The 24,547-nt window shown below is 40.6% G+C and carries 23 protein-coding genes; 1 reads left to right on the forward strand and 22 read right to left on the reverse strand.

Annotation, left to right across the window (positions count from 1 at the left end; translation table 11 throughout):
* Positions 1-12 precede the first annotated feature (12 nt).
* The 22 genes from I588_RS10360 to I588_RS10465 all read right to left on the reverse strand — a co-directional run bounded on the left by I588_RS10360 (position 13) and on the right by I588_RS10465 (position 22,677).
* Complete coding sequence (locus I588_RS10360; protein ID WP_010755073.1) at positions 13-1,098, reverse strand: glucosaminidase domain-containing protein; 1,086 nt, start codon at positions 1,096-1,098, stop codon at positions 13-15.
* Positions 1,088-1,402: a hypothetical protein gene (locus I588_RS10365; protein WP_010755072.1), complete on the reverse strand. Its 315-nt coding sequence runs from the start codon at positions 1,400-1,402 to the stop codon at positions 1,088-1,090. The genes I588_RS10360 and I588_RS10365 overlap by 11 nt, the downstream gene beginning before the upstream one ends.
* Positions 1,399-1,860, reverse strand: a complete 462-nt coding sequence (gene lepB, locus I588_RS10370) for a signal peptidase I (protein WP_034692280.1) — start codon at positions 1,858-1,860, stop codon at positions 1,399-1,401. Before lepB (I588_RS10370) ends, I588_RS10365 begins: the two co-directional genes overlap by 4 nt.
* Before the next feature lie 42 nt (positions 1,861-1,902).
* Positions 1,903-3,069 (reverse strand): hypothetical protein, encoded by a 1,167-nt coding sequence (locus I588_RS10375; protein WP_010755070.1) that lies wholly within the window; start codon positions 3,067-3,069, stop codon positions 1,903-1,905.
* Between the two features lie 15 nt (positions 3,070-3,084).
* Positions 3,085-4,032, reverse strand: a complete 948-nt coding sequence (locus I588_RS10380; RefSeq protein ID WP_010755069.1) for a coiled-coil domain-containing protein — start codon at positions 4,030-4,032, stop codon at positions 3,085-3,087.
* A gap of 367 nt (positions 4,033-4,399) precedes the next feature.
* The gene (locus I588_RS10385; RefSeq protein WP_010755068.1) at positions 4,400-5,506 is read right to left on the reverse strand and encodes a tyrosine-type recombinase/integrase; all 1,107 of its coding nucleotides are present in this window, start codon (positions 5,504-5,506) and stop codon (positions 4,400-4,402) included.
* Positions 5,507-7,746: 2,240 nt separating this feature from the next.
* Entirely contained in the window at positions 7,747-8,508 is a 762-nt protein-coding gene (locus I588_RS10395; RefSeq protein WP_010759844.1) for a helix-turn-helix domain-containing protein, read from the reverse strand.
* Between the two features lie 15 nt (positions 8,509-8,523).
* Entirely contained in the window at positions 8,524-9,261 is a 738-nt protein-coding gene (locus I588_RS10400) for a recombinase family protein (protein WP_016250045.1), read from the reverse strand.
* Complete coding sequence (locus I588_RS10405; RefSeq protein ID WP_010759846.1) at positions 9,258-9,449, reverse strand: hypothetical protein; 192 nt, start codon at positions 9,447-9,449, stop codon at positions 9,258-9,260. The genes I588_RS10400 and I588_RS10405 overlap by 4 nt, the downstream gene beginning before the upstream one ends.
* Before the next feature lie 20 nt (positions 9,450-9,469).
* On the reverse strand, positions 9,470-12,637 hold the full coding sequence (locus tag I588_RS10410) for a hypothetical protein (RefSeq protein WP_016250046.1): 3,168 nt from the start codon (positions 12,635-12,637) through the stop codon (positions 9,470-9,472).
* A gap of 113 nt (positions 12,638-12,750) precedes the next feature.
* Positions 12,751-13,392, reverse strand: coding sequence for a hypothetical protein (locus tag I588_RS10415; RefSeq protein WP_016250047.1), 642 nt, complete (start codon positions 13,390-13,392; stop codon positions 12,751-12,753).
* A complete protein-coding gene (locus tag I588_RS10420; RefSeq protein ID WP_016250048.1) occupies positions 13,392-14,306 on the reverse strand; it encodes a hypothetical protein in 915 nt (304 codons plus the stop codon). The genes I588_RS10415 and I588_RS10420 overlap by 1 nt, the downstream gene beginning before the upstream one ends.
* On the reverse strand, positions 14,303-15,079 hold the full coding sequence (locus I588_RS10425) for an LPXTG cell wall anchor domain-containing protein (RefSeq protein WP_016250049.1): 777 nt from the start codon (positions 15,077-15,079) through the stop codon (positions 14,303-14,305). Before I588_RS10425 ends, I588_RS10420 begins: the two co-directional genes overlap by 4 nt.
* A 27-nt stretch (positions 15,080-15,106) precedes the next feature.
* Positions 15,107-16,363, reverse strand: coding sequence for a hypothetical protein (locus I588_RS10430; RefSeq protein WP_010759851.1), 1,257 nt, complete (start codon positions 16,361-16,363; stop codon positions 15,107-15,109).
* A gap of 61 nt (positions 16,364-16,424) precedes the next feature.
* The gene (locus tag I588_RS10435; RefSeq protein WP_016250050.1) at positions 16,425-17,345 is read right to left on the reverse strand and encodes a signal peptidase I; all 921 of its coding nucleotides are present in this window, start codon (positions 17,343-17,345) and stop codon (positions 16,425-16,427) included.
* 13 nt (positions 17,346-17,358) lie between these two features.
* Positions 17,359-18,420 carry a glucosaminidase domain-containing protein gene (locus tag I588_RS10440; RefSeq protein ID WP_016250051.1) on the reverse strand — a complete coding sequence of 354 codons (1,062 nt, stop codon included), beginning with the start codon at positions 18,418-18,420 and terminating at the stop codon, positions 17,359-17,361.
* Positions 18,413-18,703 (reverse strand): hypothetical protein, encoded by a 291-nt coding sequence (locus I588_RS10445; protein ID WP_010759856.1) that lies wholly within the window; start codon positions 18,701-18,703, stop codon positions 18,413-18,415. The genes I588_RS10440 and I588_RS10445 overlap by 8 nt, the downstream gene beginning before the upstream one ends.
* Positions 18,700-19,164: a signal peptidase I gene (lepB, locus tag I588_RS10450; RefSeq protein WP_051138942.1), complete on the reverse strand. Its 465-nt coding sequence runs from the start codon at positions 19,162-19,164 to the stop codon at positions 18,700-18,702. The genes I588_RS10445 and lepB (I588_RS10450) overlap by 4 nt, the downstream gene beginning before the upstream one ends.
* Before the next feature lie 51 nt (positions 19,165-19,215).
* Entirely contained in the window at positions 19,216-20,343 is a 1,128-nt protein-coding gene (locus tag I588_RS10455) for a hypothetical protein (RefSeq protein WP_016250053.1), read from the reverse strand.
* An 18-nt stretch (positions 20,344-20,361) separates the two neighbouring features.
* Positions 20,362-21,195, reverse strand: coding sequence for a coiled-coil domain-containing protein (locus I588_RS10460; protein ID WP_016250054.1), 834 nt, complete (start codon positions 21,193-21,195; stop codon positions 20,362-20,364).
* 38 nt (positions 21,196-21,233) lie between these two features.
* On the reverse strand, positions 21,234-21,377 hold the full coding sequence (locus tag I588_RS27280) for a hypothetical protein (protein ID WP_010759860.1): 144 nt from the start codon (positions 21,375-21,377) through the stop codon (positions 21,234-21,236).
* 187 nt (positions 21,378-21,564) lie between these two features.
* The gene (locus I588_RS10465; RefSeq protein ID WP_034705997.1) at positions 21,565-22,677 is read right to left on the reverse strand and encodes a tyrosine-type recombinase/integrase; all 1,113 of its coding nucleotides are present in this window, start codon (positions 22,675-22,677) and stop codon (positions 21,565-21,567) included.
* 732 nt (positions 22,678-23,409) lie between these two features.
* Here I588_RS10465 and I588_RS10475 point away from each other — a divergent pair.
* Positions 23,410-24,183 carry a hypothetical protein gene (locus I588_RS10475; protein ID WP_016250056.1) on the forward strand — a complete coding sequence of 258 codons (774 nt, stop codon included), beginning with the start codon at positions 23,410-23,412 and terminating at the stop codon, positions 24,181-24,183.
* Positions 24,184-24,547 lie beyond the last annotated feature (364 nt).

Raw genomic sequence — 24,547 nt, forward strand, 5'->3', positions numbered from 1 at the left:
TCTCCCCTTCTTTCATTGGACACTTCGATTGCCAGATAGCTGCTTTGCCGGTCTTTGGGCAGTCGGTGGAAGCATGACTGCTGTTTGTGTTGTTTCACTAACAATAATTGGCTGCTTCCTATTCTCATTGGAAGCTTTCACTGTTTGTTTTTCTTCCGAATTGTTTTCTGGTTTAATTGGATCATTGGCTGATTGTTCATGCTTCACTTCAGTATTTTTCGCTGGATCGTTATCGTAGGTTGTTAAATCGTATGCATCAATTAAAGCAATCAATTTCTTGTCGTAGGATGTATCTGTCGCGTATTTTCCAGTTAAAGCCTTTGCCGCTTCTTGATACGTTGCAGCAGTTGATTTCCACGTTCCTTGGTAGAAACCATCATTGCCTGAGAGACCATTTTTCAAAAGGGTTGCGTAATCTTTTAAGGATTCTTTATAGCTTGGATACTGTCGAAAAGCCGATTGAATCGTATACAACTCTCCATTCCCTTTATCTTCTTGTGTTTTGAAAGACACCTGCTTGCCTTGATAACTGCCTTTGATCCCGAACAGATTATGATAAGGTGGCTGAGCTAACTGACTGTTGCCTGATCCCGTTTCTAGTATCGCTTGAGCAATCATGACCGAAGCATATAAATCTTCCTGCCAAGCAATTGCTTGCGCATCTTTCCCTATGACTTGAATGAAGATTTCGGTTGTCTGATTTTTACTTACCGAGAATTGGTAGTTTTCTTCTACTTTTTTAGTAGGTAGTGCTGTTTGAATCTTAGCTTGAGCTGTTTCTAGAACAGATGATGAAGAGTCGAGTGTCTCTTCCGTTCTTTCTTTTTGTTCATTTGAATTTGAGGTAGTTGACTCTTGTGTTTCATCTCTCTTGCTTTCTCCCATTAAAGAAGTCTCTGAATATATCGTTGACGCGATCGATTCCTGGGCTGCGCTGCTGCTAGTGCTATTCATCATAATTGATGCTGTTTTTTCCTGTCGCAAAGTTGAAACAGTGGATTCCTTTACCTCTGCCAATACGATTTGCATGGATGCCTGGTAAATAGTAAATAAGAAAACACTCATCCCAAAACCAACCAATAAGACTTTACCTTTCATTGGATTTTAGCCTTTCCTGAGGATGTGATCGCGGCTTTCCTCTTGGCCGCCTTGTTTTAGCTGCCGCTTGTTGCAGTCTTAAAAGAACACTATGATAATGCAGCGCGGTTATTCGTAAATAAACAGCCAATAGCATTAATAGCAATAGTAAGAAAAGCTGACTAACCGTCACTACCTCTTGAAAATCTGTAAAATAGAAGAAAATTCCTAATACAAGAACTCCTAACAGCACCACCAAGGAAAACAACCAGTAAACCCAATACCAAAAGGTGTACCATTCAATTTTTTCTTGCAATGTTTTCATTTATTACTGTTCCCCTCTTGGACGATACCTAAAATTTGTTTTTCTGAGACTAATCCGAAAATTCGGCTGTCTTTAGAAATGGTGCGATTGTCTCCCAAAACAAAGTAATAGCCTTCTGGAATTGGTTCCTTTGAGATACTCTCCCAAACAAAGTCCTCTGTTCGATAGGCGAAAGTGTCGGCTATTACTTCATGGTTAACGAGTAACTCACCAGCTTGATAATCAATTCGTTCCCCTGGCAAACCAATTACTCGTTTTAAATACAACTCATCAGGGGAATCTGGTGGATGCAACACCACCACATCGAAACGTTTCGGCTTGCGATGGGCTTTCACTTGGACAATCTCTTGTTCCCAATAGGTGGGATTCATGGATTCCCCACTGACAAAATATCTTGGATACAACCAGTAATAGGTCCGGAATGCAACAAGAAATACGAAGTAACAAATAACAAATATGCCTGCCAGCTTTGAAGCTATTGACCACTGAAATCTCCGACCTCAGCCAACCTCCTGAGCTTCTTTGACTGGCGCATCCTGTTGTTCTCGAACCATTCGTTCCAGCAAAGCACTTTCTCCTTGAAGCAAATCAAAATAGGCTGCCTTACTTAACAAATTGTCATAATCCATCTTCATTAGTTTGACGTAGGGTTTTCTGAACCACGGTCTGGCATGGACCTTGGCTCGTGATTCAATCACCTGGCACTCATACAGTACAAAGTGAATATCTCTCGCCGAAAGATTCGCTTTGATTTGTTTGACTTGATCTCGTTCGTAAACTAGCTTATTGCCGGTAACGGTCATTTTTTCGGTTTTATTCACCAGCTCACCATTGAGATTCCACATCTGTTCCAAAAATCTTGCCTTCTGTAGCAGATAGGTATACTCCCGCAAGCTGATCTTGATTCGTTTATCCCAATCACTTTCTTCTTTGCTCTCTTGATTGAAGTATTGAATCCCGCTGTAAAGCATGGAGAGCTCCAGCTTCTCGATTACCATTTCCAGCTTTTGATTGACCGCTCGTAACCTAGCCTTACTTTGACTTTCTTGTTTGACTTCTTCCTGTTGGACTCGGTTAACTGATACTTCTGCTTCCTTGACCTGTTCTGCTACTTCCTTAACTGGAATAGTCTCAACCTTTTCTGTTACTTCCTTCGACTTAGGTGGTACATCTGACAAATGCTGCCCTGCCAATTCAAGCAATAACTGTTCTGCTCGTTCTAAAGCTTCTTCGGCAGACAAAGGAAACTGTTGTGTCAGGCTCTCCTCTAAATGAATCGCAAAGGGAAACCCGACTTCGCGAAAAGTTAATGGAATAAAGTCAAATCGATAGACCCGTCGGCCATACTTGGGTTCTTCCGTTTGGGCCTTGATCCAAGCAAATTGTGGAAAGAACTGATGCAGCGACTGCCAAAAACCGGTCCAATCAAAATAGTCGGTTGGCAACAACAACTCCACATGATAGCTGCTGTTCATCAAACGAAACAACTGCTCAAAGTGCTGATAAATCTTTTTCCGCTGGTCCTCGTTTAAGGTGCCATGCGGTGCATATAAATATTCACATGCCCGTTCAATTTCTTCTAACAGCGGCTGTGAAACCAACACTTCTTGCATAGCAGGAGCTGGTGTTGGATAGAGGGCGAGCTGATTCTGTGCTTGTTTCACCAAACCTCATCCCCTCTTCTATTCGTCATCCAACAAGTTGTCGCTCGTTGCTAACAAACGCACAAAAAATTGGGTAGTTTCTTCTTGAACTGAACGCAGACGCTTGCGGTAATTCCTGATTTCCTGCTTCATCACGCGTAATTCCAGTGAAGCATCGTGAATCACTTGATGGGCTTCCTGTTCAGCTTGGCTGCGAATTCCTTTAGCTTCGTATTCTGCTCGTTCCAAAATCGCTCGTTCCTGTTTTTTGGTTTCAATCAGGATCGTCGCCAATTCTGCTTTCATGTCTTCATTTTCCTTCTGGGTTTGTCTCAAGGTGTCAATTTGGCGTTGGGCCTGAGCCAAGGCTTCACTTTGATGAGTTTGATCCTTTTGAAGGTCGTTTTTCAATTGAGACAGTTGCTCCTTCAATTCATTGATTTGTTGGTCCTTTGCTGCCAGCTGCACTTGGATTTTCTGTTGATTTTCTGTTTGCAGGGCTTGGAGCTCGTGTTTCTTTTCTTCCTGCAAGGCTTCTATTTGTTGTTCTGCTTTAGTTTGATACTCCTGGAATGCTTGATCTTTTTCAGTCAGGGTAGTCGCCATCCCTGTCATTTCAGTTTGCTTGACCTCCAACTGGTGCTTCAGCTGAGCCACTGTTTCTTCCAAACGCTCGATCTCTTGTTGCAGTGGCGACTCTTGTCGTACAGGTTGCTCTTCCTCGAAAGCGGGTGAGTGCTTTGGTTCAGGCTCACCACCATAACGAGTGTCATAACGCTCCTCTGCAGAAGGTTCTGCTCGTCTGCGTGAGCGCCGATCTCCACGGTCATAGTCCCGATAATTTTCTACTGGCCGCTCATATTCTTCTTCGGGATACGAGTCATATCCGTAATCATCTTCGTACCCTTCGTCATATTCGTCGTAATAGTAGTCGTCTTGATTCGTTTCTTGATAGCTATCCTTCTTCTGTTTGCCAAATCCAAACATGCCGCTTCCTCCTCTATCCACTAACTCCTAAATACTGCTTTTTGATAATTCTGCTTGTTTCATCTATACTTTTAGCAAGCACAAAAAAGCTGCTTTTTTCATAGTCTTTGGAAGACTATGAAACCTCCCTAAAGGCTTATCAGACCAACAAAAAAAGACCGTCCTTTGACGGTTGTTGACGGTATAAAAAATGTATGTACTCTTTTTCATCACTTCAATTAAACAATTTCTCCGGAAAATAAAACAACCAGTCACACAAAGACCGGAAAATCCTTGAACCATTACCTCACCTTCGAAGAAAGCGCTTAACTAGAAAAAGATAAAAAAAGCCTCCCCAATGAAGAATATCGTCTTTTTTGAAAACGGTTTAGCTAATTGCCTTCTCCATTTGACCAACTACCTGGAACCGTTGTTCCATGAGAGAACCTGCGTATGTATCTAAGGTCATTTGCGTGGAGCTATGTCCCATTAAGGCGCTGACACTCATGATATCCCCACGACTTTCTAAGCAGCGAGTCGCAAAGGTATGTCTCAATTGATGAAAATGGATTGTCGACAATTTAGCTTTTTCACGGATCTTATGAAAATGATAGGTCAACAGTCTTGGCTCTACCGGTTTCTCATGATTGGTGAGAACAAATTTGCCCTTTGACCGCTGTTTCTGTTTCAACAACACTTGCTTTAGCAGTTGACTCATTGGAATCAAGCGCGTGGAAGAAGCTGTTTTTGAACTGGTATAAACTAACTCAGATTTCTTTCCATTGAATACCCCGATGATACGCTGCACCGTTGAATGAACATGAATCAAGTTGTTTTCAAAATCAAGATCTCCCCAAGTAAGAGCAGAAATCTCTCCGATTCTCAAACCAGCATGAAGAGCCAGCAACGTTGCGATTCCGCGCCCTTTCTTTTCCGACAAAGCCAGCGTTTCCAAGCCTTTTTGTTCCTGTTTTGTAAGGGCCTGATTCTTATTCTTCACCAGTTTAGGCAGCTTTACTGAAGCAAATGGATTCTCATTAATCATTTTTTTTCGGATGGCTAGATTGATGCATTGTTTGGTAATGCGGAAGACCGCATGAATTGTTGAAGGCTTCAATTGGCGTTTTTCTAGGTCTCTTAATAAGCTTTCTGCCGCAGCTTCATCTAGTTCATTCAGACTATATTCCCCAAGTACTCCTAGTACATAATGTTCCAATTTATGCTCATAATTCGCATAGGTGGACTGCTTCACATTGGCTTGAACCTCCTGAAGCCACAGGTAGGCCCACTCGTTAAAACTGATTGCAGCAGTTCCCTGATTATTTTGGATAAATTGATAATGCAGCTTTAAGGGGTACAGCTTTTCACGGACTTCTTTTAAAGTCTTGCCGTACACTGATCCGTACATAGTTTTGCCTTCTGCGTTTTTGCCTTTGGAATAGCGGCCCTCCCAGCGTTTGTCTTTGCGGCGATAGATATTTTCACCTCTGCGCATGTCTTCACTTCTTTCTATTATATTCATTAAGGACGTGATTTTTGACGGTGAATAGATTTTCCGTCTATTTCAAGGGATTCCTACTCTGTTAACCAGAGCAAGAAGTTCCAAAGAAATAATTTTAATTATTTTTATAAAACATATTGCGTATTTCTACCTCCTAATCTATAATTAGACTAGTTAATAATCCATAAATATAAATAAACATAATTACTTACGAAATCATCTCATAGTCTTCCAAATACTATGAAATAAATTCAATTCTTTCAGTCATTCATCATTATTGAATGGCTTTTTTATTTCCAAAGATTAATAACCCCTTGTACATTATATAGATTAACCAAGCTAAAAAAACGATAATTTTTGTTAGATACATCAAAAAAGTCAATGAAAATTAGTTTTCTACCTCAACCCACTAAATCTCTGGCTGCTTCCCTTGCTATTCACCAAAATAAATAAGCATCTGCTAATGAAGTTCAGCCTTCCGCAAATGCTTAATTACTGTTTTATGATATTAGTAGGACAGGCTCTTATCAGCTGGTAATGACGAATTTTCAAAACGAATCAATTCGTTTCTAACAGCTCTCATAGGAATGGTCCTAATTTTACAGTAGTTACTTACTCTGTATATTAATCATCGCAATTCCTGTATACAAAACCCTTTATCCGAAATTCACAAAAACGTTCAATCTCTGATTGAGCGTCAGACCATGAAAGTCGGACTGCTAACGGTAGAACACTTCTCCTCGATTATTCAATTGTCTATTTCAACACAAAAGCGCCGCCATACTCTTCGCTGGCGGCGCTTTATGTGAAATACTCATAGATTATACTCGCTTGAAAGTCTGTATCCCTTTTGTTTCTCAGAGTTTGTCCAAGTTCCATAATTTCACTCCAATTAGTCGTTTAAATGTCATTCAAACTAAACAGTCTATTCACAATTCGGTCATATCTTCCAGGTATTATATATTCATACCAACAAACAACCCTAACACTTTTTCATTTTTAACTCCTTTGCTAGTCGGCCACCCACCGACTAGCTTTTTTTGTTTTCGATTAGGTGTTGTAGCTTATTCTCGCTTTTTCAGTCAACACAATTTATCCTCCACCTCGAGTATTTACTTCTCTTGAAAAGAAAGTTCTTATCTTCTTCCCATCAGAAAAATAGGCCATCCCAAAGAAGCAAAATAGGCTAATGTTTAAAAAAATCAATCGAACAAAAAAATGAGAATTAGCTTGAATAACAAGCAAAAAGCCGAACGATTTTATCTCTATTCACTGAGATAGAATCATTCGGCTTTATTGTGCTGATTTCTCTTCAAAGAGACTTTTAGATTGTCATCTTTTCTATGGTTTTACGATTCAATTATAATTTTTAGATGTTATTCTGATGAGTAAAGCCCCAACTTGACCCTCCTCGGTTGACGGTTATAGCATGAGTGATGCCACAAGCAGAGGTAATTTGTAATACGTAATATCCCATTCGGAACTCCCTTTACTCCCAGCAGCCATTGTCTCCTTAGTAGTATCAGTTGTGTTCACTGAATAAGGCAATTGTCATCAAGATAGTTAAAGCCAATTTTTTCATTTTCTATTCTCTTTTTATTAGTTGGATAAAAAATACAGTTAGTCCAGATATCAGTATGACGAATATGGATACAAATCCGAACCTTTCGAAAAACAACTTTGAAAATACCGGAAACCCCATAAAAGTCGGAAAGAATATCAACAGAGCAATGAATACTGATATTAGCCCACTTGCAAAATTCAACCATTTTTTTCTTTTAACAGTGATTAAAAGCACGATTAGTGTTGTCACATAGGTATAAATGATGGGGAATTTTATAGAGAATACCTGAAATCCAGTATAGTCTAAAAGTCTGTATAACGATTGGCTCATAACTATATCTTTATACCACGTTAAGGGAAGTAACAGAGCAATAGACAAAAATAGCACAACGGGGAAATAAGTTTTGTATTTCATAGAGGCACCTCTTCCCTAAGGTAAACGTTTATAAATCAATTATATCATGCTCTTACTTTCCCACTCCCTCTAATTTTTCACATCTTTGAAAATTAATAAATAATTTCACTGTTGTTAAACAATAGGAATGGTCCTAATTTTACAGTAGTTACTTACTATATATATTAAGCATCGCAATTCCTGTATACAAAACCCTTTATCCGAAATTCACAAAAACGCTCAATCTCTTCCTGATTGAGCGTCCCCGTTTCATCATCTAAATAACCGACTGAGGAGAATAAAGCTGCGCTTCCTGTTCTTCAGCTAACCAGCGTTGATAAAACTCTTCATTTAGCTTATAACCTCTGCCCCATAAGGTAGTTATGATTTCATGAGTCACCCCAGCATGTTCAAACTTTATTTTGATTTTATTAATCAAACAAGATAGCTGACTCATATTGGACGAGGTTTGTCCGTCCTCCCACAGATATTCGCACAACTCCTGTCTGGATAATACACCACCATGACTTTGTGCCCATAATAATCGTTCAAATACCTTCTTCTCTGTTTTGGAAAAGGTCTTGTGAACTTTTTTTAACATACCAGCCTCTTCTGTTACGACTTCACTCATTGGAAAACTCAAAATTTGATTCGTCCCCACCCGTTGATCTTCCAATAGGCGGATTGCTTCTACTAGTCCTTCTCGCAGCTCTTGAATGGTCGGACTTTTAGTAATCCAATGATGAATCCCCTGCTCCTGCCACATCGCCTGTTCACTGGATGGCAAAGGTTCGCCCACCCGTATAACGGCTAGTGAATAGCGATTTAAAGTTGGCAAAAGTTGTTCAGCTTCGCTGTTGCTGACTGTTTCGCTGATAATTACCAGTTGGAAATAAGCGATGACTGGTGACATTCTTCCTTGCTGTAGAGATTGAATCAAATCAGCGGAGCATAAGACTTCATAATTCAAATAGTGAAGCTGCTGAATCAAGGGTTCTTCGGATAAAACATTTTTGGTTAAAATAAGTACATGTTGCATAAGGTTCCACCTTCTCTAGTGTTTAGATTTTTTTATTGCTTGCTTTGGCTCAGCTGCTTCATCACTATCGACTAAGACATTCCATAAAATAATTAACGTGACCACGATGCAAATTAAGACTTGAATCCAAATTTGATCAAAGTAAGCCTCCACTAACTTGATACTGAAAATTGCCAGCAGGAAACAAATGACCAGGATAATGGCTAATTGTAGTTGCTTCAATTCCTGTTGAATCCGATAGACCGTTTCTACTGGCACTCGTTTTCGCTGGGAGATTTGACGAACGGACATCTTCTCTACCAGCAACCAAATGACTTCTCGATAGAGTTTGCGAGCTTCTGGTTCTTTACTAAATAATGAATAAGCATCCTTACTGCGGCTTCGTTCTTTGCCTACCTGAACTAAATATGGATGAAGGATACGATCATTGCGAACAGACCAGCTGAAAATTTGGCGCCATTCTTCCAAACTTAGTTCCGGCATGTTTAAGACTACCAGTTCCATTTCAAGCGCCTGCAGCTTATCTAAACAAGCCAATAGCTGGCGATAATCTCGCGAAAGAACGTCAAGCGAAGCCACCACGAGTACATCCCCCGCTTTGGAAAAATCCAAAAGTGCTTGAAATTCACTCACAGGAGAAAACAACGCTTCTGCCTCTTGATGACCATCTGAGAACATCTCATCTACTAAATAGTCTTCTAACAAATCCAATTGTTGGGTAAACTGATAGCCGCGTGCATAGCCTAGATTCATCGCCGTTGGCCTCTTTCTTCTCCATTTTTCTGTTTCCGTGGTGGTTGTTTAGCGCCAGGAGGCCGTTTTCTACGGGCCAACTGAGCTACTTTTTGTTCCAATTCACGTTGTTTTTGAAGCAAATTAACTAGTAAGTAGCTTTGAACCAGCAGCACTAGTCCCAGCACTAATAATAAAAGATACACCACCGCTTGTTTCTTCCTCTCGTTTACTCAGTAATTTTTCCTAAGTCATTGTGTTTGTAATCCCAGCTGTAGGGTTGCGGCTTCCCGTTGTTTGTGCCATTTGGTTCTAGATAGAGAGTGATCCAGAATTCACCTTGATCATAAATCTCTTGGCGACTTAAGGATATCTTGTCATCAGTATAATCTGGCGTATTTGTATGACTTGCTTGATCATTCGATAGAGAATAACCACTTACCTTATAGAATTCTGGAACAATCACAGATAGTTGTACTTGGTCTTGTGCATCCGCTAAATGGTTAGTTGCAAAAATCACCTTAGTGAATTCTGGATTGTTGTTTTGCTTATCCGATGAAATTTTTGTATTTAATTGATAATTTCCATTTATTGCAGGACTGCCACTATTGTGAGCTTGGTGTTGTACCTTCAAATATCCTTCTTTAGGAACAACTAGGTCAGTATTGGAATTGACAATCACTTGCCGGATATTTATGTCTGCTTTTCTCAAGGAATAGATTAGTTTCCCTTCTTGATACGTATTGGTTACTGTGTAAGAAAGACCTCTTTGCGCTCCGTCCGAATCCTGCGCTTCAAGAAATGTATAAAACTCCAACTCTTTTGGTTGAACTGTAATGGCTTTTCCAAGCCGCAATTCTTGATCATAAAGAATATCGCCTAATGGCAATGCCCCACCTTTGTCATCGTAAGCCTTCAAAGAAATTTTTTGAGGAATTGCCGCACTCCAGCAAAGATCTGTAATCTCTTCGCCTTCGGTTTGACCACCATATTCGGAGAACTCAACATAATATCCCTTCATGTTAATCTCATTGTATGTCCACTCTCCCTGCAAATCATTCCAAAATTTCTTTTTAGCTTGGGCAAATTGTAACGCATATTCATTTCCACCACTATTGTTAGGTTCTGTTGAAGAAAAGGCGCTATATGCACCTGAAGGTGTGTAACTTTCATTTCGCACTTTCCCTACAAAAAAAATCTTTCCTGTCTCTGGGCCATTTGCCCAGTACCATTCATCATAATTTGTATCATAATCCTCGGACCTTTGAGGCACCGTTTCTTCATCATTAATTTTAGTTCCATTCCTTAATCTACCTCTTGTCCCACCTAACCAGCCTGGCTCTTTAGCAATATTTTCAAAAATAAAATCATGTTCTTCTTCTGACATAATAGTCGCTAAATATCCAGTCAATCCTCTGTAGGTCAACTTCTTAGCACTATTATAAGCTTGAAACCAATTCTTCCCAGGAGCTGTAAACTCTGGCATAAACACGTAATAATGTGCCACTCCGTTTTCATCTATCCACGAAGTATATACCTTCTCATGTAGGATAACTTTAATACTTCCTGAATCATTTACTGGATTTTTTATTGTAAATAATAGACTTTCAAGAAAATCCTTAATAGTTGCTGCAGCATTATTGTCTTCCATCGCAAAACTAAAAGAATAATAGTCATCGGTTTCACTGTTCTCAAATGAATACCAGTCGGATGGTAGAGTTAATGAAGTAAAATTCTTGATCTCTGTGTTCTTTGGAATTTGTATTTCAATGGATTTCATCTTGTCACCAATTGAAGGATCAATAGCCACATCTACTAGCTTAGCTTCATCTGCGGTTCGTTCAACTTCAAAATCTACTGGCTGTATTAAATCTTTAATTTGATTACTAGAGACAGTACTAATATTATTCGCCCGATCTACTGCTAAAACATGAACATACTTTTCAGAGGTATTCTTTTCAGAAATAGTTGTCAGTGCAGAAGTATCATAGTCAACCGAATCATCATCAGGAGCAACATATATATCATATTCACTAGGATCAATGCGTCCATACTCATCTTTTAAACTTTCAACTCTAGTTGCCAGATTCGTTGTTGGGGAATCAGTCACTTCATAAAAATATCCGGCAATATTACTAATAATGTTTTCTTTTACCACATCTGATTTTTTTAATCCAGCATCTCGAGTATCTGCTTCAACATAAAATTGATACTCTTTTCCTTTATCTTTAGCATCCATTTTGATACTTAATGTTTCATCACTTCCACAGCGAATAATAGTTTCTGGTTTTTCAGGCACTTTGTCATCCAAAACAGAGTAATCTGTTGCATTATTCTCTAAAGAAACTTGTGCTAAATTATACAACGTATTTGCTATGATCTTTCTTTCATCTATAGAGGATTGACTCATACTATGCCCTGTCTGAATCATTGCAAGATTATTATTCGTGATTAAATAATAATTCCCATCTCCGCCTGAAGTATTGATGTTACTACTAAATGGAGCAATGAAAGATAACCATTTAGTTAATTTTGAGTTTGCTGGAATAGATTGATTAAACGTATGCGTTTCAGGGATACTTAATTCAGCTCCATTTGGAATTTCAAAAGGGTATTTCATTAAATAACCGTCATTATTTACTTTTATTTTTTCACTACGAATACGAACAATAATGTTGGGAGCTACACTACTAGGTAGGGTTATACCTAATTGATTTGCAAACTTACCAAATTGTGGTTTCCCTTTTCCACCAGTTATTACACCAGTAAGAGTATCGTGACCAAAAAGCACTCCCCGATCGGAGTCTATATATTCTTGTACAGCTTTTGCTCCAATTGAAGAAAGATCACAACTATAAAACCAATCCCAACTTCCAAACATTACTACATCATACTGATATTCACCTGAGCCGTTCTTTAAATAGTTATTGGGATTTGCATTGAAATCCGTGATTGTGACAGGTGTTACCTGAATCAAATTTGTGTTATCATTTGCCTTTAATTCTAAGCTGTCCATCCAAGTTTTAAGAGTATTAGAAGCTTCTATATCAGGATAAACATTCAACACCTTAATACTCTTCCCATACGAAAGTGATCGAATCTCCCAATTTATCCCGTTTTCAGACTGATAAAGCTTATATCCAGATTGTGTCAAATTTGGAATACTGTCCCAATCAAGTTGAGCATAATTTCGCTTTGCAGTATTATCCCATTTATTATTTGCTGTCAAACGAAATTCTCCCGTTGTTACTACTGTAGAAGCCTCAATTTTTTCCGTGTCTTTCTTCGCTTCTGATTGAAATAACCAAACTCCTGCTACAATTAAAAGTGCTGCAAGTGAACAAAAGATACTTCTGTGAATCCATGTTTCTATTCGATTTTTTTTTCTTTTATTCATCTTTCTAAACCCCTTTTCTCCAATACTCATCAAATCAATGCTTTAGTCGTAAAACACTCACCTCATGAGTGTTGTTTCGTTTACTTAGGACACAGTGGGGAAACTGTATCCTGTTAGTCCTCTACTTTTGTTTTTAGTACATCATCTACATCTTTTAATGGCGAGCTGGTCGGTGTGGTACCTTGCCACCAAGCATCACGGTAAGCAAATTCCGCACAATTGACGGCTTCAACTTTCAAGGTGATGGTTAGCGTCGCTTGTTCATAACGGCTACTTAGTTGGTTAGACAATTTTACCTTCTTAAACAGATAACTGGTGTATTCTTTAGGTTTTACTGCTTCTTTATAGTAGTAATACCCATCCTCACCTTTAATCCAATCCGCTGAAGCCATCTCCTCCAGTTCAATATCCGTTCCTATATTCAATGGCAGAACCTGTTTGTTTTGCTCGTCACCTACAATTTTTGCCCGTACTTCTGGTAAGACCATTACCCGAACAAATTGTTTGATTGTCCCAGTGTTTTTGATTCGGACTTCTTTGGGAACTGCTGTATTCTTGGGTATTTCCGTAAGATCTTCATCGAAGTTTTCTTCAAACAGCTGAGTTTCCACCTGTCCAATTTGGAAATCATTTTCTTTACGATCAGATGCGGTCATCGCCGCATACACTAGGTAACTGCCACCAATCAATAAACCAACACAAGCAATCGCAATAACCAGATAAAATCGGCGGTGAATAGTTTTGTTTTTTTGCATTATCCTCCGCCTCCTTGATTACTTTTACTCATATAGACCAGCTGATCCTTATACATTTCCTCCACTGGACTGCCAGTGATTCCCCAATCACTTAGGAGTGATTCTGTAATATCATGGGCATCCATTTCTGGAACTAACTTATAAAGGGCGCCTTTGTACTGATTGGCATACCCAGCATCCAAGGTGATGCTTTCTAACAGATTAACTGTCAGATTGTCCTTATGAGGTGTTGCTGGATCATCTTTTGCCTGCAAGACTTCAGAATAATAGAAGAATCCTTCATGATAAAACCAGTAGTTTTCTTCTCCTACTGTATCGTCAAGATCATCAAACACCTTCGCTGATTGAAAGTTCAACCGAAAAGCAGACAATGGTTCTGTTCTTGCCGCTTTATAAAGATAGTCGTGATCTTGTACACTGGCATTGGCTACATAATGCTTCGTTCCATCTACCGAATAGACATTACCGATCTCCCAAGTACTTGTATCTTTTGTGTCAATTAACGTATCATTCTGCTCATCCAACTCATGAAGGGTCAGATTCGCATTCCCGTTTAGAATGTTGACATCCTGTCGGTGATTATCAGTCGTGTCGACTTCAAACCCTACAAAGAACTCTTTAAAAGACAGCCGGACAATTGCCGGTGTTTCTCCATCATTGGTCACTCGAACAGCCTTGGTTTGAGTCGTTCCTGGTGCCCAATGAAAGACTTGGTTAAAGTCTTCATCAATTCGAGCAGACAACTTCCGTCGATTGGCTTCTGTTCGATTCACTCGTTCATCCGCTGAAGTAATCCAAGCGTACGTACTGCCTATAATCAAAAGGAAGCTCAACACGAGCGAGAAGCAGGCGAACAGGGCTTTACTTTTAAGAAATACTTGAATTAAATGGCGCCGTTTTTCTTTTGGGGTCATCCCTGTTCCTCCTCTCGTCGTTTTTTCCATAAGAACAAGGCAATCAGTACAAGCAATAGGCCGCTGAGAAACATATACACCATTTCTTCACCGGTTTGCGGCAATCGTTTGCCAGAGCCGGAGGTATGGGGAGTCCCTCCAGCTGCTGGCAACGTTCCACGACCGGGCCCTGAAGTTGAATCAGAAGGAACCGTCGGTGTCGACGAATCGGACGTCGAAGGTTCTGTCGGTTTAATCGGCTGTTGATCCTTGGTTCCCACAAAGGTCCAATAGAATTCCAACCGACTTTGTTCTCTCAGGTCTTCATTGGTTAATGCAGAATCCATAGTAAAGGTTGCCTGCAACACCTTATCCGTACCATACGTGCAAACACCCAACTCCAACGGTGTCTTCGACCAGTCGAATTCACCATTGCCCAATAAGGGGCCTTGATAGATCTCCTTCTCATCCAGTACCAACGTCAACGTGATATGGTCTTTCCACAACACGGAACCACTAGAGGAAACTTCTTCTACCAACAGACCTAGAGAAAAAGGTTCCTCTAGATCCAAACTGCGAATCGTAATTTCTTTCTGATAGCTTTCACCTGGCAGAATATCCACTAAATCAACATAATATTCGCCTTCAGAAGTCGCATGGATGCCATCTGAATCACCAATGACAAGCCCTGGCGGCAATGTATTGGCAGCTTCACTGACTAGTCCATGACCAAAAGATAGGAGGAAAAGAGAAAGTCCCAGTAAACAACGGATGATTGATTTCGGGTATTTCATACACCTCCCCCTCTCTAGTCCTCATTTTTATGCACCAATTCGTTCAACTAGCTTTTCAACAATCTTGCCTGTCGTACTATCGTCCGCTGCACTGCCTAATCCCCAACCTGATGTATCTTTCAACGCTTCTTCAGTGGCTTGGATCGCTTCCATTTTCACCACTAAATCATAGGTAGCATTGGTATATTCGCCGCCTAATTCTTTGTCATAGATCAATTTTTTCAACAAGTCAGGCGTTGTTGCGCTTGGTTTCAATGGTTCAGTATAGTAGAACCAGCCATCCTCTTCGTTGTAGATCCAGCTAGTTGCAGCTAAATCTTCAACCTTGGTAATAGCTGTTCCATACCCGATACGGATATAGTTCGTACCCAAACCTTTTTTATCTGCCTGCACGCCTTTAATTTCTTCATTAGCAAGTGGAATCTGATCTGAATCTGTTGCTTTAGTTGGATCTGGAATAGACGCAATTCCTAATTTTTCAATCGTATAGTCATAATCGACCCCATGACGATTACCTTCTGTGCCCAGCAAAGCATGTCCTGTTTTAATGTTATCTTTATTCGGTAAAGAAGATGTTGCCCAGTTCACCACGGCATTTTGGTACCCACCTGCGTAGTAACTGTATTTCAAATCACTAACGGTAAATTTCCAATCTTTTGCAGCGAGAGCTCTGTCAGGAATATCTTCGGTTGGTGTAACGGTATATTGCATCGCCTGGTATTCACCTGGTGCATATTCATGAACAACCACTGCTTCGTAGCTAACGGATCGCTCGTTTGTCGTAGGATCAACCGTTAATCCACCTTTGACAAATAACTTCGTATTTGGCTCTAATCCAGTTACTTGTGTACTCGGATCGGTCACTTCAGAAAAGCCATTGGCGGCACTGATTTTATCTGCACTGTACTTAACGGGTACCGGATCGGTTAGCGCATGATCAGCATCTGGATCATATTTCGCCCCGGCAACATCCTTGTCACCATGAGAGATAACCCCTTTACTTGCCAAGTGTTTCAATACTTCTTCATAGGAAACCCGAACAAACACATTGGCATTCCCAGTGTTGGTCACACTGACTTCCTTGGTTGCTTCCGTTCCTGGAACCATTGGTTTTGGTTCCCATTTTTCATTTACAGTGACACTGTCGTCGACTACCGCCGCCGACTCCACTCGGTTAATTCGTTGTTGTTGTGACGTAATCCAGGCAAATGTCCCGGAAATCACCGCAATTAATGCCAGCAGTGCGGCAATGGCCAACAACTTTTTCTTTTTACGTTCTTTCATTTCTTTTCTCCCCCTAAAAAAATTTGTCTTTTTTTATATAATCATTTGTGTGAAACAAATGTTATATCCTTGATGGTGACGGATTCGTCTTTTCTGATGGCAGAAAGTAGGCTTTCAATACGAGGAAAAAACCAAAGGTGGACAAGGCGCAGACCAAACACAGCCAGACATTTTCTTGAATAAAGGCTAAAACAGTGCCCATCTTAGGAATAACAAACGTCACCTTGCCGAAGACTCGCTCTGCAGGTATCGGCGGATCATTGGTGTTATTGGCATCTCCTCTAGTCACGATATACTCCCCTGGTTCGCCATTTAGTTCATCCAAGCGCTCTACCATCCTATGGGTTAAGTAACGGTCGCCTTCTCCCACGCCAAAGGTCACCACATCGCCTTCTTTGACCTCAGACCCATTCATCAATTTGACAATGACAATATCCCCTGCGTAGAAACCGCCTTTCGGCGAATCGGCCTGCGGTGCCATGGAATCCGTCAATACCTGATAAAACCGATGTCCTAAAATAGCCGCATCCGATTTCTCACTGAAGGCAAACATTACCGAACTCAAGAGAATCCCAATCGTCAAGGTATAGAAAAACAAGTTGTAAACAAACGAAAAGAGTTTATGATTGGTAGTCTTCTTCGCCTGTTGCAGCGGATAACGACCCTCGTAAACAGGTTCCCTTGGATACGCTCTTTGCCGCTGAGGTGGCACTTCGCGATCATAAGGATAATACGGTCGCGAAGCAGGTCTTCTAGGTGGTTGTTCCCTCTGTCGATACTCCTTCTGTCGCCTTGGTCGTTCCCTTTGTTGCTCCGGATAGTCTCGATAGCGGGGACGCTCCTCATAGAAATAGTCGTCTTCTTCCTGATGCCTTCTAGCAGGCCGTGGTTTTGAAGGAGGACGTTGATACTCATTGGATGACCGATAATAGGGTAGTGCTTCACGATCTTCCCGCCTGCTCTCTTCTTTTTGTCTCGTCATCCTGTCCCTTCTTTCATTCCACAATTTGCTTTCCTGCGACTTGTTTCGCAGGTCGTTGTGTGACCGGTGATACCTTCACAACAGATTGCTTAGTTTCTGTTATCACTACTTGGCTTTCTTCTATAGAATGATTAGAATCATTCGTTTCAGAGGTCGGTTCCTCTGGTTTTGGTAATTCTTCTAAAGACTCAGCTGTCTCAGGTGAGGTCACTTCTGCTTCTCGATTGGGTTCCTGATCAAACTTAGTTAACTCATACGCCTCAATCAAAGCATTCAGTTTCTTATCATACGAGGTGTCTGTCGCATATTTTCCGGTTAATGCTTTAGTTGCTTCGCGATAGGTTGTTGCGACTTCCTTCCATGTCCCTTGATAGAACTGAGGATTTCCAGAAAGACCCTTTTTCAATAGAGAGGCATAATCTTCCAACGATTCCTTATAGCTGGGGTATTGTCGAAAAGCGGAACGAATCGTATACAGCTGTCCGTTGCCTTTATCCTCTTTAGTTGGAAAAGTTATTTGTTTGCCTTGATAACTCCCCTTTATCCCAAACAAATTATGGTGCGGTGGTCGAGCCAGTTGACTATTGCCAGAACCCGTTTCTAGAATCGCTTGAGCAATCATCACCGAAGCATAGAGTCCGTTGTCCCACGCAATCTGTTGGGCATCATTTCCGATTAGTTGAATAAATTCCTCCGTTGTTTGATCCTTAAGCACTGAAAATTGATCATTCGCCTTAGCATTTTTGTTCGTGCTTGGTGGTTGAATGAGTTCTGCAGGTGCTGTTGATTCAGGAATCACGGCTTCACTTGATTCTATTGAAGAAGACGCGAAACCTTCGCTTGTTTGGCTGTTTTCCTCTTGGATAGACGTTTCTACCAAGAGGTTCGATTCCCGCAGTTGACTATTGGATGGACTGCTTTGGACCGTTGAATCCTTTTCACTTTGTGCTGTCTCTTCTTGGACAATTCCAGAATCAATGGTTTCCGCCCCAACAGCTTCTTTTATCTGAGAGCGACAGCCCATTACCCCAAAGCAACTAACCAGCAAGATAATCAATGCTCGTTTATTATTCATTGGACTGCCGTCTTTCCGGTGGTCTTCGCCTTCTTGGTCGAGCCATTCGTTTTAAGTCTTGAAGTGTCGAATGATAATGCAAAGCTGTCATCCGTAAATAAATCGCCAATAACATCAGTAACAACAATAGAAACAATTGACTGACAGTTACCACTTCCTGAAAATCGGTGAAGTAAAAGAAAATTCCTAACACTAAGACACTTAACAACACCACAAGTGAAAACAACCAATATACCCAGTACCAAAAGGTGTACCATTCGATTTTTTCCTGCAGTGTCTTCATTTTCGATAGAGCCCCTCATGGACGATCCCTAAGATTTGGGGCTCGGTAATCAAACCAAAATGGCGGCTGTCGCAAGACAGTTCCCGATTATCTCCTAAAATAAAGTAATAGCCTTCCGGGATTCGATCTCGAGAAAAGTCATCCCAGTTAAAATCCTCAGTATCTGGGGCAAACGGATCGTGTACCCGCTTTTTATTGACAAATAATTTCCCATTGTGATAATCAATCCGCTCTCCTGGCAGACCAATCACTCGTTTTAAATACGTTCCTTCTGGGTTTTCTGGCGGATGCAAGACAATCACATCAAAGCGTTTAGGTTTATGATGGGCAGTAATTTGAATCACTTCCTCTTCTTTAAAGGTTGGGTACATGGACAAGCCACTGACTGAGTATTTGGGATACAGCCAGTGATACGCTTGAAAGAAACTAAAAAATATCAGATACAGTCCGACAAAAAGCAGGGCAACTTTCGTTGGAAGCGGCCATCTGCTGAAAGGATTGAGTCTCCCACCTCAACCCGCCTCCTCGGCGTCTTTTACCGGGGGATCCTGATGGTCTCGAACCATCTTTTCTAAAATAGAACTTTCACCTTGGAGTAGATCAAAATACGCTGCTTTGCCTAACAGATTGTCATAGTCCATTTTCATCAATTTGACGTAGGGCTTACGAAACCACGGTCTGGCATGAACCTTTGCCCTAGATTCAATGACCTGGCATTCATAGATCACAAAATGAATATCACGCGCAGAAAAATTGGCCTTAATCTGCTTCACCTGATCGCGTTCGTAGACCATTTTATTTCCGGTAATAGTCATCTTTTCCGTTTTATTGATTAACTCACCGTTAAGGTTCCACATTTGTTCTAGAAATTTGGCTTTCTGAAGCAAATACGTGTACTCTCGCAGACTAATCTTAATCTGTTTGTCCCAGTTGCTTTCTTCTTTCTGCTCCTGTTTAAAATATTGAATGCCGCTATAAAGCATGGAAAGCTCTAACTTCTCAATCACTAACTCCAGCTTTTGGTTCACCGCTCGCAGGCGGGCCTTGCTTTGGCTTTCGAGGTTTTCCTCCTCTTTTTGAACTCTATCGATTGATGATGTTTCGATTGAATCAACCGCTGTAGTAGTGGTTGATTGCTCTAATTCTTTCTCCAGTTGTAGGGCAGCTAATTCTTGGAAAAGCTGTTCGGCTCGTTGCAAGGCTTCCTCTGGTGCCAAGGCAAATTGTTGAGACAGGCTTTCTTCTAAATGAACCGCAAAAGGAAACCCTTCTTTTCTTAATGTCAGCGGCACAAAATCAAAACGATAGACTTGTCGTCCATATTTAGCTTCTTCCGTTTGTGCCTTTAGCCAAGCAAACTGAGGAAAGAATTGTTGAATAGCTTTCCAGAAAGCTTGCCAGTCGAACTCGCCAGGCTCTAGCAATAATTCCAAATGATAGCTGCCGTCCATCCATTGGAATAATTGTTTAAAATGGGTGTGAATTTTTTCTCGCTGCTCACTAGTTAAACTACCTTCCGGTGCATACAAATACTCACAGGCTTTTTCGATAGCCACTAATAAGTCTGTTTCAGCCAAGACATCGGTCATCTTTGGTGCCGGGGTGGGATACAGTGTTACTTGTGTCTGGTTCGTCTTCACTGTGGATCATCCCTTCTGTTACTCTTCATCTAATAGATGATCGCTGTTGGCTAATAATTTCACGAAGAATTGGGCCGTTTCTTCCTGCACTGCTCGCAGGCGCTTGCGGTAATTCTTGATTTCCTGTTTCATCACTCGCAGCTCCAAGGCCGCATCATGCATCAATTGTTGGGCTTCATGCTCGGCTTGATGGCGAATGCCGTTGGCTTCGTATTCCGCCCGTTCCAGAATTTCCCGCTCTTGTTTTTTGGATTCCACCAAAACACTGGCCAGTTCATCCTTCATTTCCTCATTGGCGGACAACTCTTGTTTCAGTTGATCAATTTGTTGCTTAGCCTCAATCAATGCAGAGGCATCGGATTCTTTTTCATCTAATTCTCGATTCAACTGTCGCACTTCTTCTTTCAAGTAAGTGAGTTGATCGATTTGTTCATTGAGCTGATTGCCTTGCAGCTCATTGGCAAGTTTCTGATCTTGAAGCTGTTGTTCTTTTTCGGTCAACGTTGTTGCCATACTCGTCAACTCGGTCTGCTTCACTTCTAATTGATGTTTTAATTGCGCCACGGTTTCTTCTAGGCGTTCAACTTCCTGTTGTAATGGCTGTTCCTTAGCAGTTGTTACTTCCTTTCGTCCTATTTGTTCCTCTTGAGAATGATCTTCCGTTCGTTGTCGCGAACGTCTGCCTCCCCGTTCATACTCGTTATACGATTCAACTGGTCGTTCGTACCCTTCTTCTGGATAAGAATCGTACCCGTAATCCTCTTCATAGCCTTCTTCGTACTCATCATAGTAGTAGTCTTCCTGTGGACCTTCTTGAAATGTCTCTTTTTTCTGCTTGCCAAATCCGAACATGCAGTTTCCTCCTCTGTCTCATCCCCGTTAGTTTTGATCTATTCATATAATTGCTCTATACTCTTATCAGTCATTCCGCTCATTTTTTTACTTGGTCTTAAGAAGACCAGGATAACTACCATAAAGACTGTCAGAACAACAAAAAAGACCGCCCTTGGACGGTCACCGACGGTGGAATCCATTGAAAACCACCTCTTCATTTTCTTGTTTTCAATAACACTGCTCAAGAGCAGGTGTTTTTAGCATAATTAATCATCGATTATGTCCTTTCAGCTGTCACAATTAACATACCTTATTTTAGGAAGCGCTTACTTGGAAAAAGCAGTAAAGTTCCTCCCAGGAACTATCAATTATAATTTTGAAAGCGGTTTATTTAGTTATAATAAACTTTTCCATTTGATTCACAACATGGATCCGCTGCTCCATCATGGAGGCGGCATAGGTATCTAACGTCATCTGAGTAGAGCTATGCCCCATTAACGCACTCACACTGACAATATCTCCTTGACTTTCCAAGCAGCGTGTCGCAAATGTATGGCGCAGTTGATGGAAATTAGTCGCTTCAAGCTGGGCTTTCTTACGAATCTTATGAAAATGATACGTGATCAAACGCGGCTCCACCGGCTGCTGCTTTCTGGAAACGACGAATTCACCGGTTGCTTCCTTCTTCTGTTGCGATAATACTTTTCTTAACGTTTGACTCATCGGAATCGTACGTGTCGATGTTTCTGTCTTTGAACTACTGTGAATCAATTGGGTTTTCTTTCCATTAAACACACCAATGATCCGCTGGAACGTTCCTTGTACATGGATAACATTGGTATCAAAATCAACATCTTGCCAAGACAAGGCCGCAATTTCTCCAATCCGTAATCCAGCGTGGAGTGCCAATAGTATAGGTAGTCCTTTTCCTTTTTTCTCCGCCAGAGCAGCTGTTTCAAGACATTTTTGTTCTCTTTTAGTCAGCACCTGATGCTTTTTTTTCACTAACTTAGGCAACGAAATTTGCGTAAATGGATTTTCTTTTAACAGCTTTTTGCGGATAGCCGCATTGATGCACTGCTTCGTAATACGAAAGACCGACTGAATCGTTGATGGACTTAGCTTTTGTTGCTTCAAGGAATCCAACAATTTCTCACCGCTTGCTTCGTCTAGTTCATTCAGTGCACAATCCCCCAAAACGGACAACACATAATGGGTCAGTTTATATTCATAGTTGGCATAAGTGGATTCTTTAATGGTTTCTTGCGCTTCAGCCAGCCACTGATGCCCCCATTCATACACCGACATGGTTACTTTCCCTTGATTCTTTAGGATCAGTTGATACTTCACCTTCAAGGGATACAGCTTTTCGCGAACTTCTGCAAGTGTTTTCCCGTATACCGAACCATATTTTGTTTTACCATTTTCCTTTTTACCTTTGCAGTACCTCCCTTCCCATCGTTGATCTTTGCGCCAATAAATGTTTTCGCCTCTTCGCATGGTATACACTCCTTCGTTTTCGACGGTGCCATTGACGGTCTCTGGAACACCTGTCAATCCTCCGTCTTTTCTCATCGCTTCTAGTCAAAACTCTTCATTTTTATCGTAAACCAATCATAAAATTGCCATTTTAATTATTTTTATTGAAAGATATTGCGTAATTATTCATCGTATTCTATAATTATATTAATCAATGGTAAAAAAAGATTCGTTTACCCGAGGAACTCTTGGTCTTCTTAAGACCATGAAACTTCTTAACAAAATAAATAACATTTGTTTTTGTAATTTCCTTTATCATACTTGTGATACCCACCTAAATACCTTCATTATTACTTTAAGTATTATACTCAAAAAAACACTTTTCGCATAAATTGATTACCGTACGCTTTCATCGCTGATTTTCATATGAAATTATTTTTCAGAATGACTTTACAAAATAACTAAATCATGTGTATGATCTAGTTATTGATAACTATTACCAGATAGTTATTAGTAACTTCGTCAGTGACGTTTGAGATCATCAAAAAACGCTTTTGACTGATCACTCGCTTTGAAGAATCGCTTTTTCCTTCCAATTCTTCTCGTGCGCACGAGCCTGTACCTGCTTCAAAGCAGTCAACGCTTCTGACAACCACTTTTTTGATTTGAATCAAAACCATTCAAGTAGTATTTTCTAACATTGAAACGATTAATTGAGCGACTAAAAATAGAAAAGAAATAGGAGTAAGGATTATGCAAAAAGAAACTTCCCCTGAGGAATTTGTTGGGGCCAACTCATTATTACTAGATTGCGAAAAGGATTCCGACGTCTGGCAAGGACTGTTAAGCCAAGCAGAACCCTATGTACCACAGGAAAATCAACCGCTCTCTTTCGTGCTGCCTGTTCCAGAACAAAATGTGAGCATGATTTTTTATCAGGATACACACTATTACTACCCGAAACAGACCTTCACTACTCTTAAAATCTATGAAAAAGCGCATAATTTTCTGGATTATTCTGTATTAACGAAAGTATTGAGACGCTTTAACTGCTTTGGCCATTATCGGATGCCGATGGTCAGCTTTACGTCTGTCTTGTTTCCCTTGGGGAAACCTAACCATACCGCTTGGATCAATCCGTTTGAAATTTTGGAACTAAAAGAGGAGGGGCCATTTACGTGGATCTATTTCTGTAATGGACCAGCTATCAAGGTTCCTTTAACCAGCCAAACGATTCGAAATTACACCGAAAATGCCTTAGTGATTTTAGCCACGGTTGCACGGGATCATTTCTCCACTGGGATGATTGGGCCGGTCTCTCCGTTGTCTGTCTTAGGTATCCCAGACACGCCTTTTGCCCGTTCCCTTAGTCAACGACCGAAGCTGCAGAAATTTCCGCTGCCTCTGCGGCTTCTTAAAGAGGCGTATGAAAAAGAACTCGCTCTACAAACGATTTTGCGTTTTGGCTATCAGAGTGGCTTGGAGCATTGGAACCATCAAACCTTTTACGATTTATTTGATCAGTAATCTCTAGTCAACACAACCGAAGAGTTGTTTCCGTTATTTTATTTCCCTCTTGGGAAGACGGAAACAACTTTTTTTCGTTCCTTTTTTCTGATTCACAAGTATGAACGCCTTAAATACGGCAATAATGTACCTTTTTTTCACAAAACACAGGAAGTTTACATAAAACCTACAAACTTTTTCTGACCCTCTGATTAGCCACCTTTTTCTTTACCCGAAAAATACAAAATCCCATGAAATCAAGATTCTTCAAAAAATTTAGAGGGCTAATCATGCAGTCCGAGAGCTAATCGTGCAGTTTTCAATTTTTTGTTATTGAAGTATGGTTTAGTCACCGGCCGGGAAACACAACAAGCAACACCAAATA

Source organism: Enterococcus pallens ATCC BAA-351 (assembly GCF_000407485.1).
GTDB classification, from domain to species: Bacteria; Bacillota; Bacilli; order Lactobacillales; family Enterococcaceae; genus Enterococcus_A; species Enterococcus_A pallens.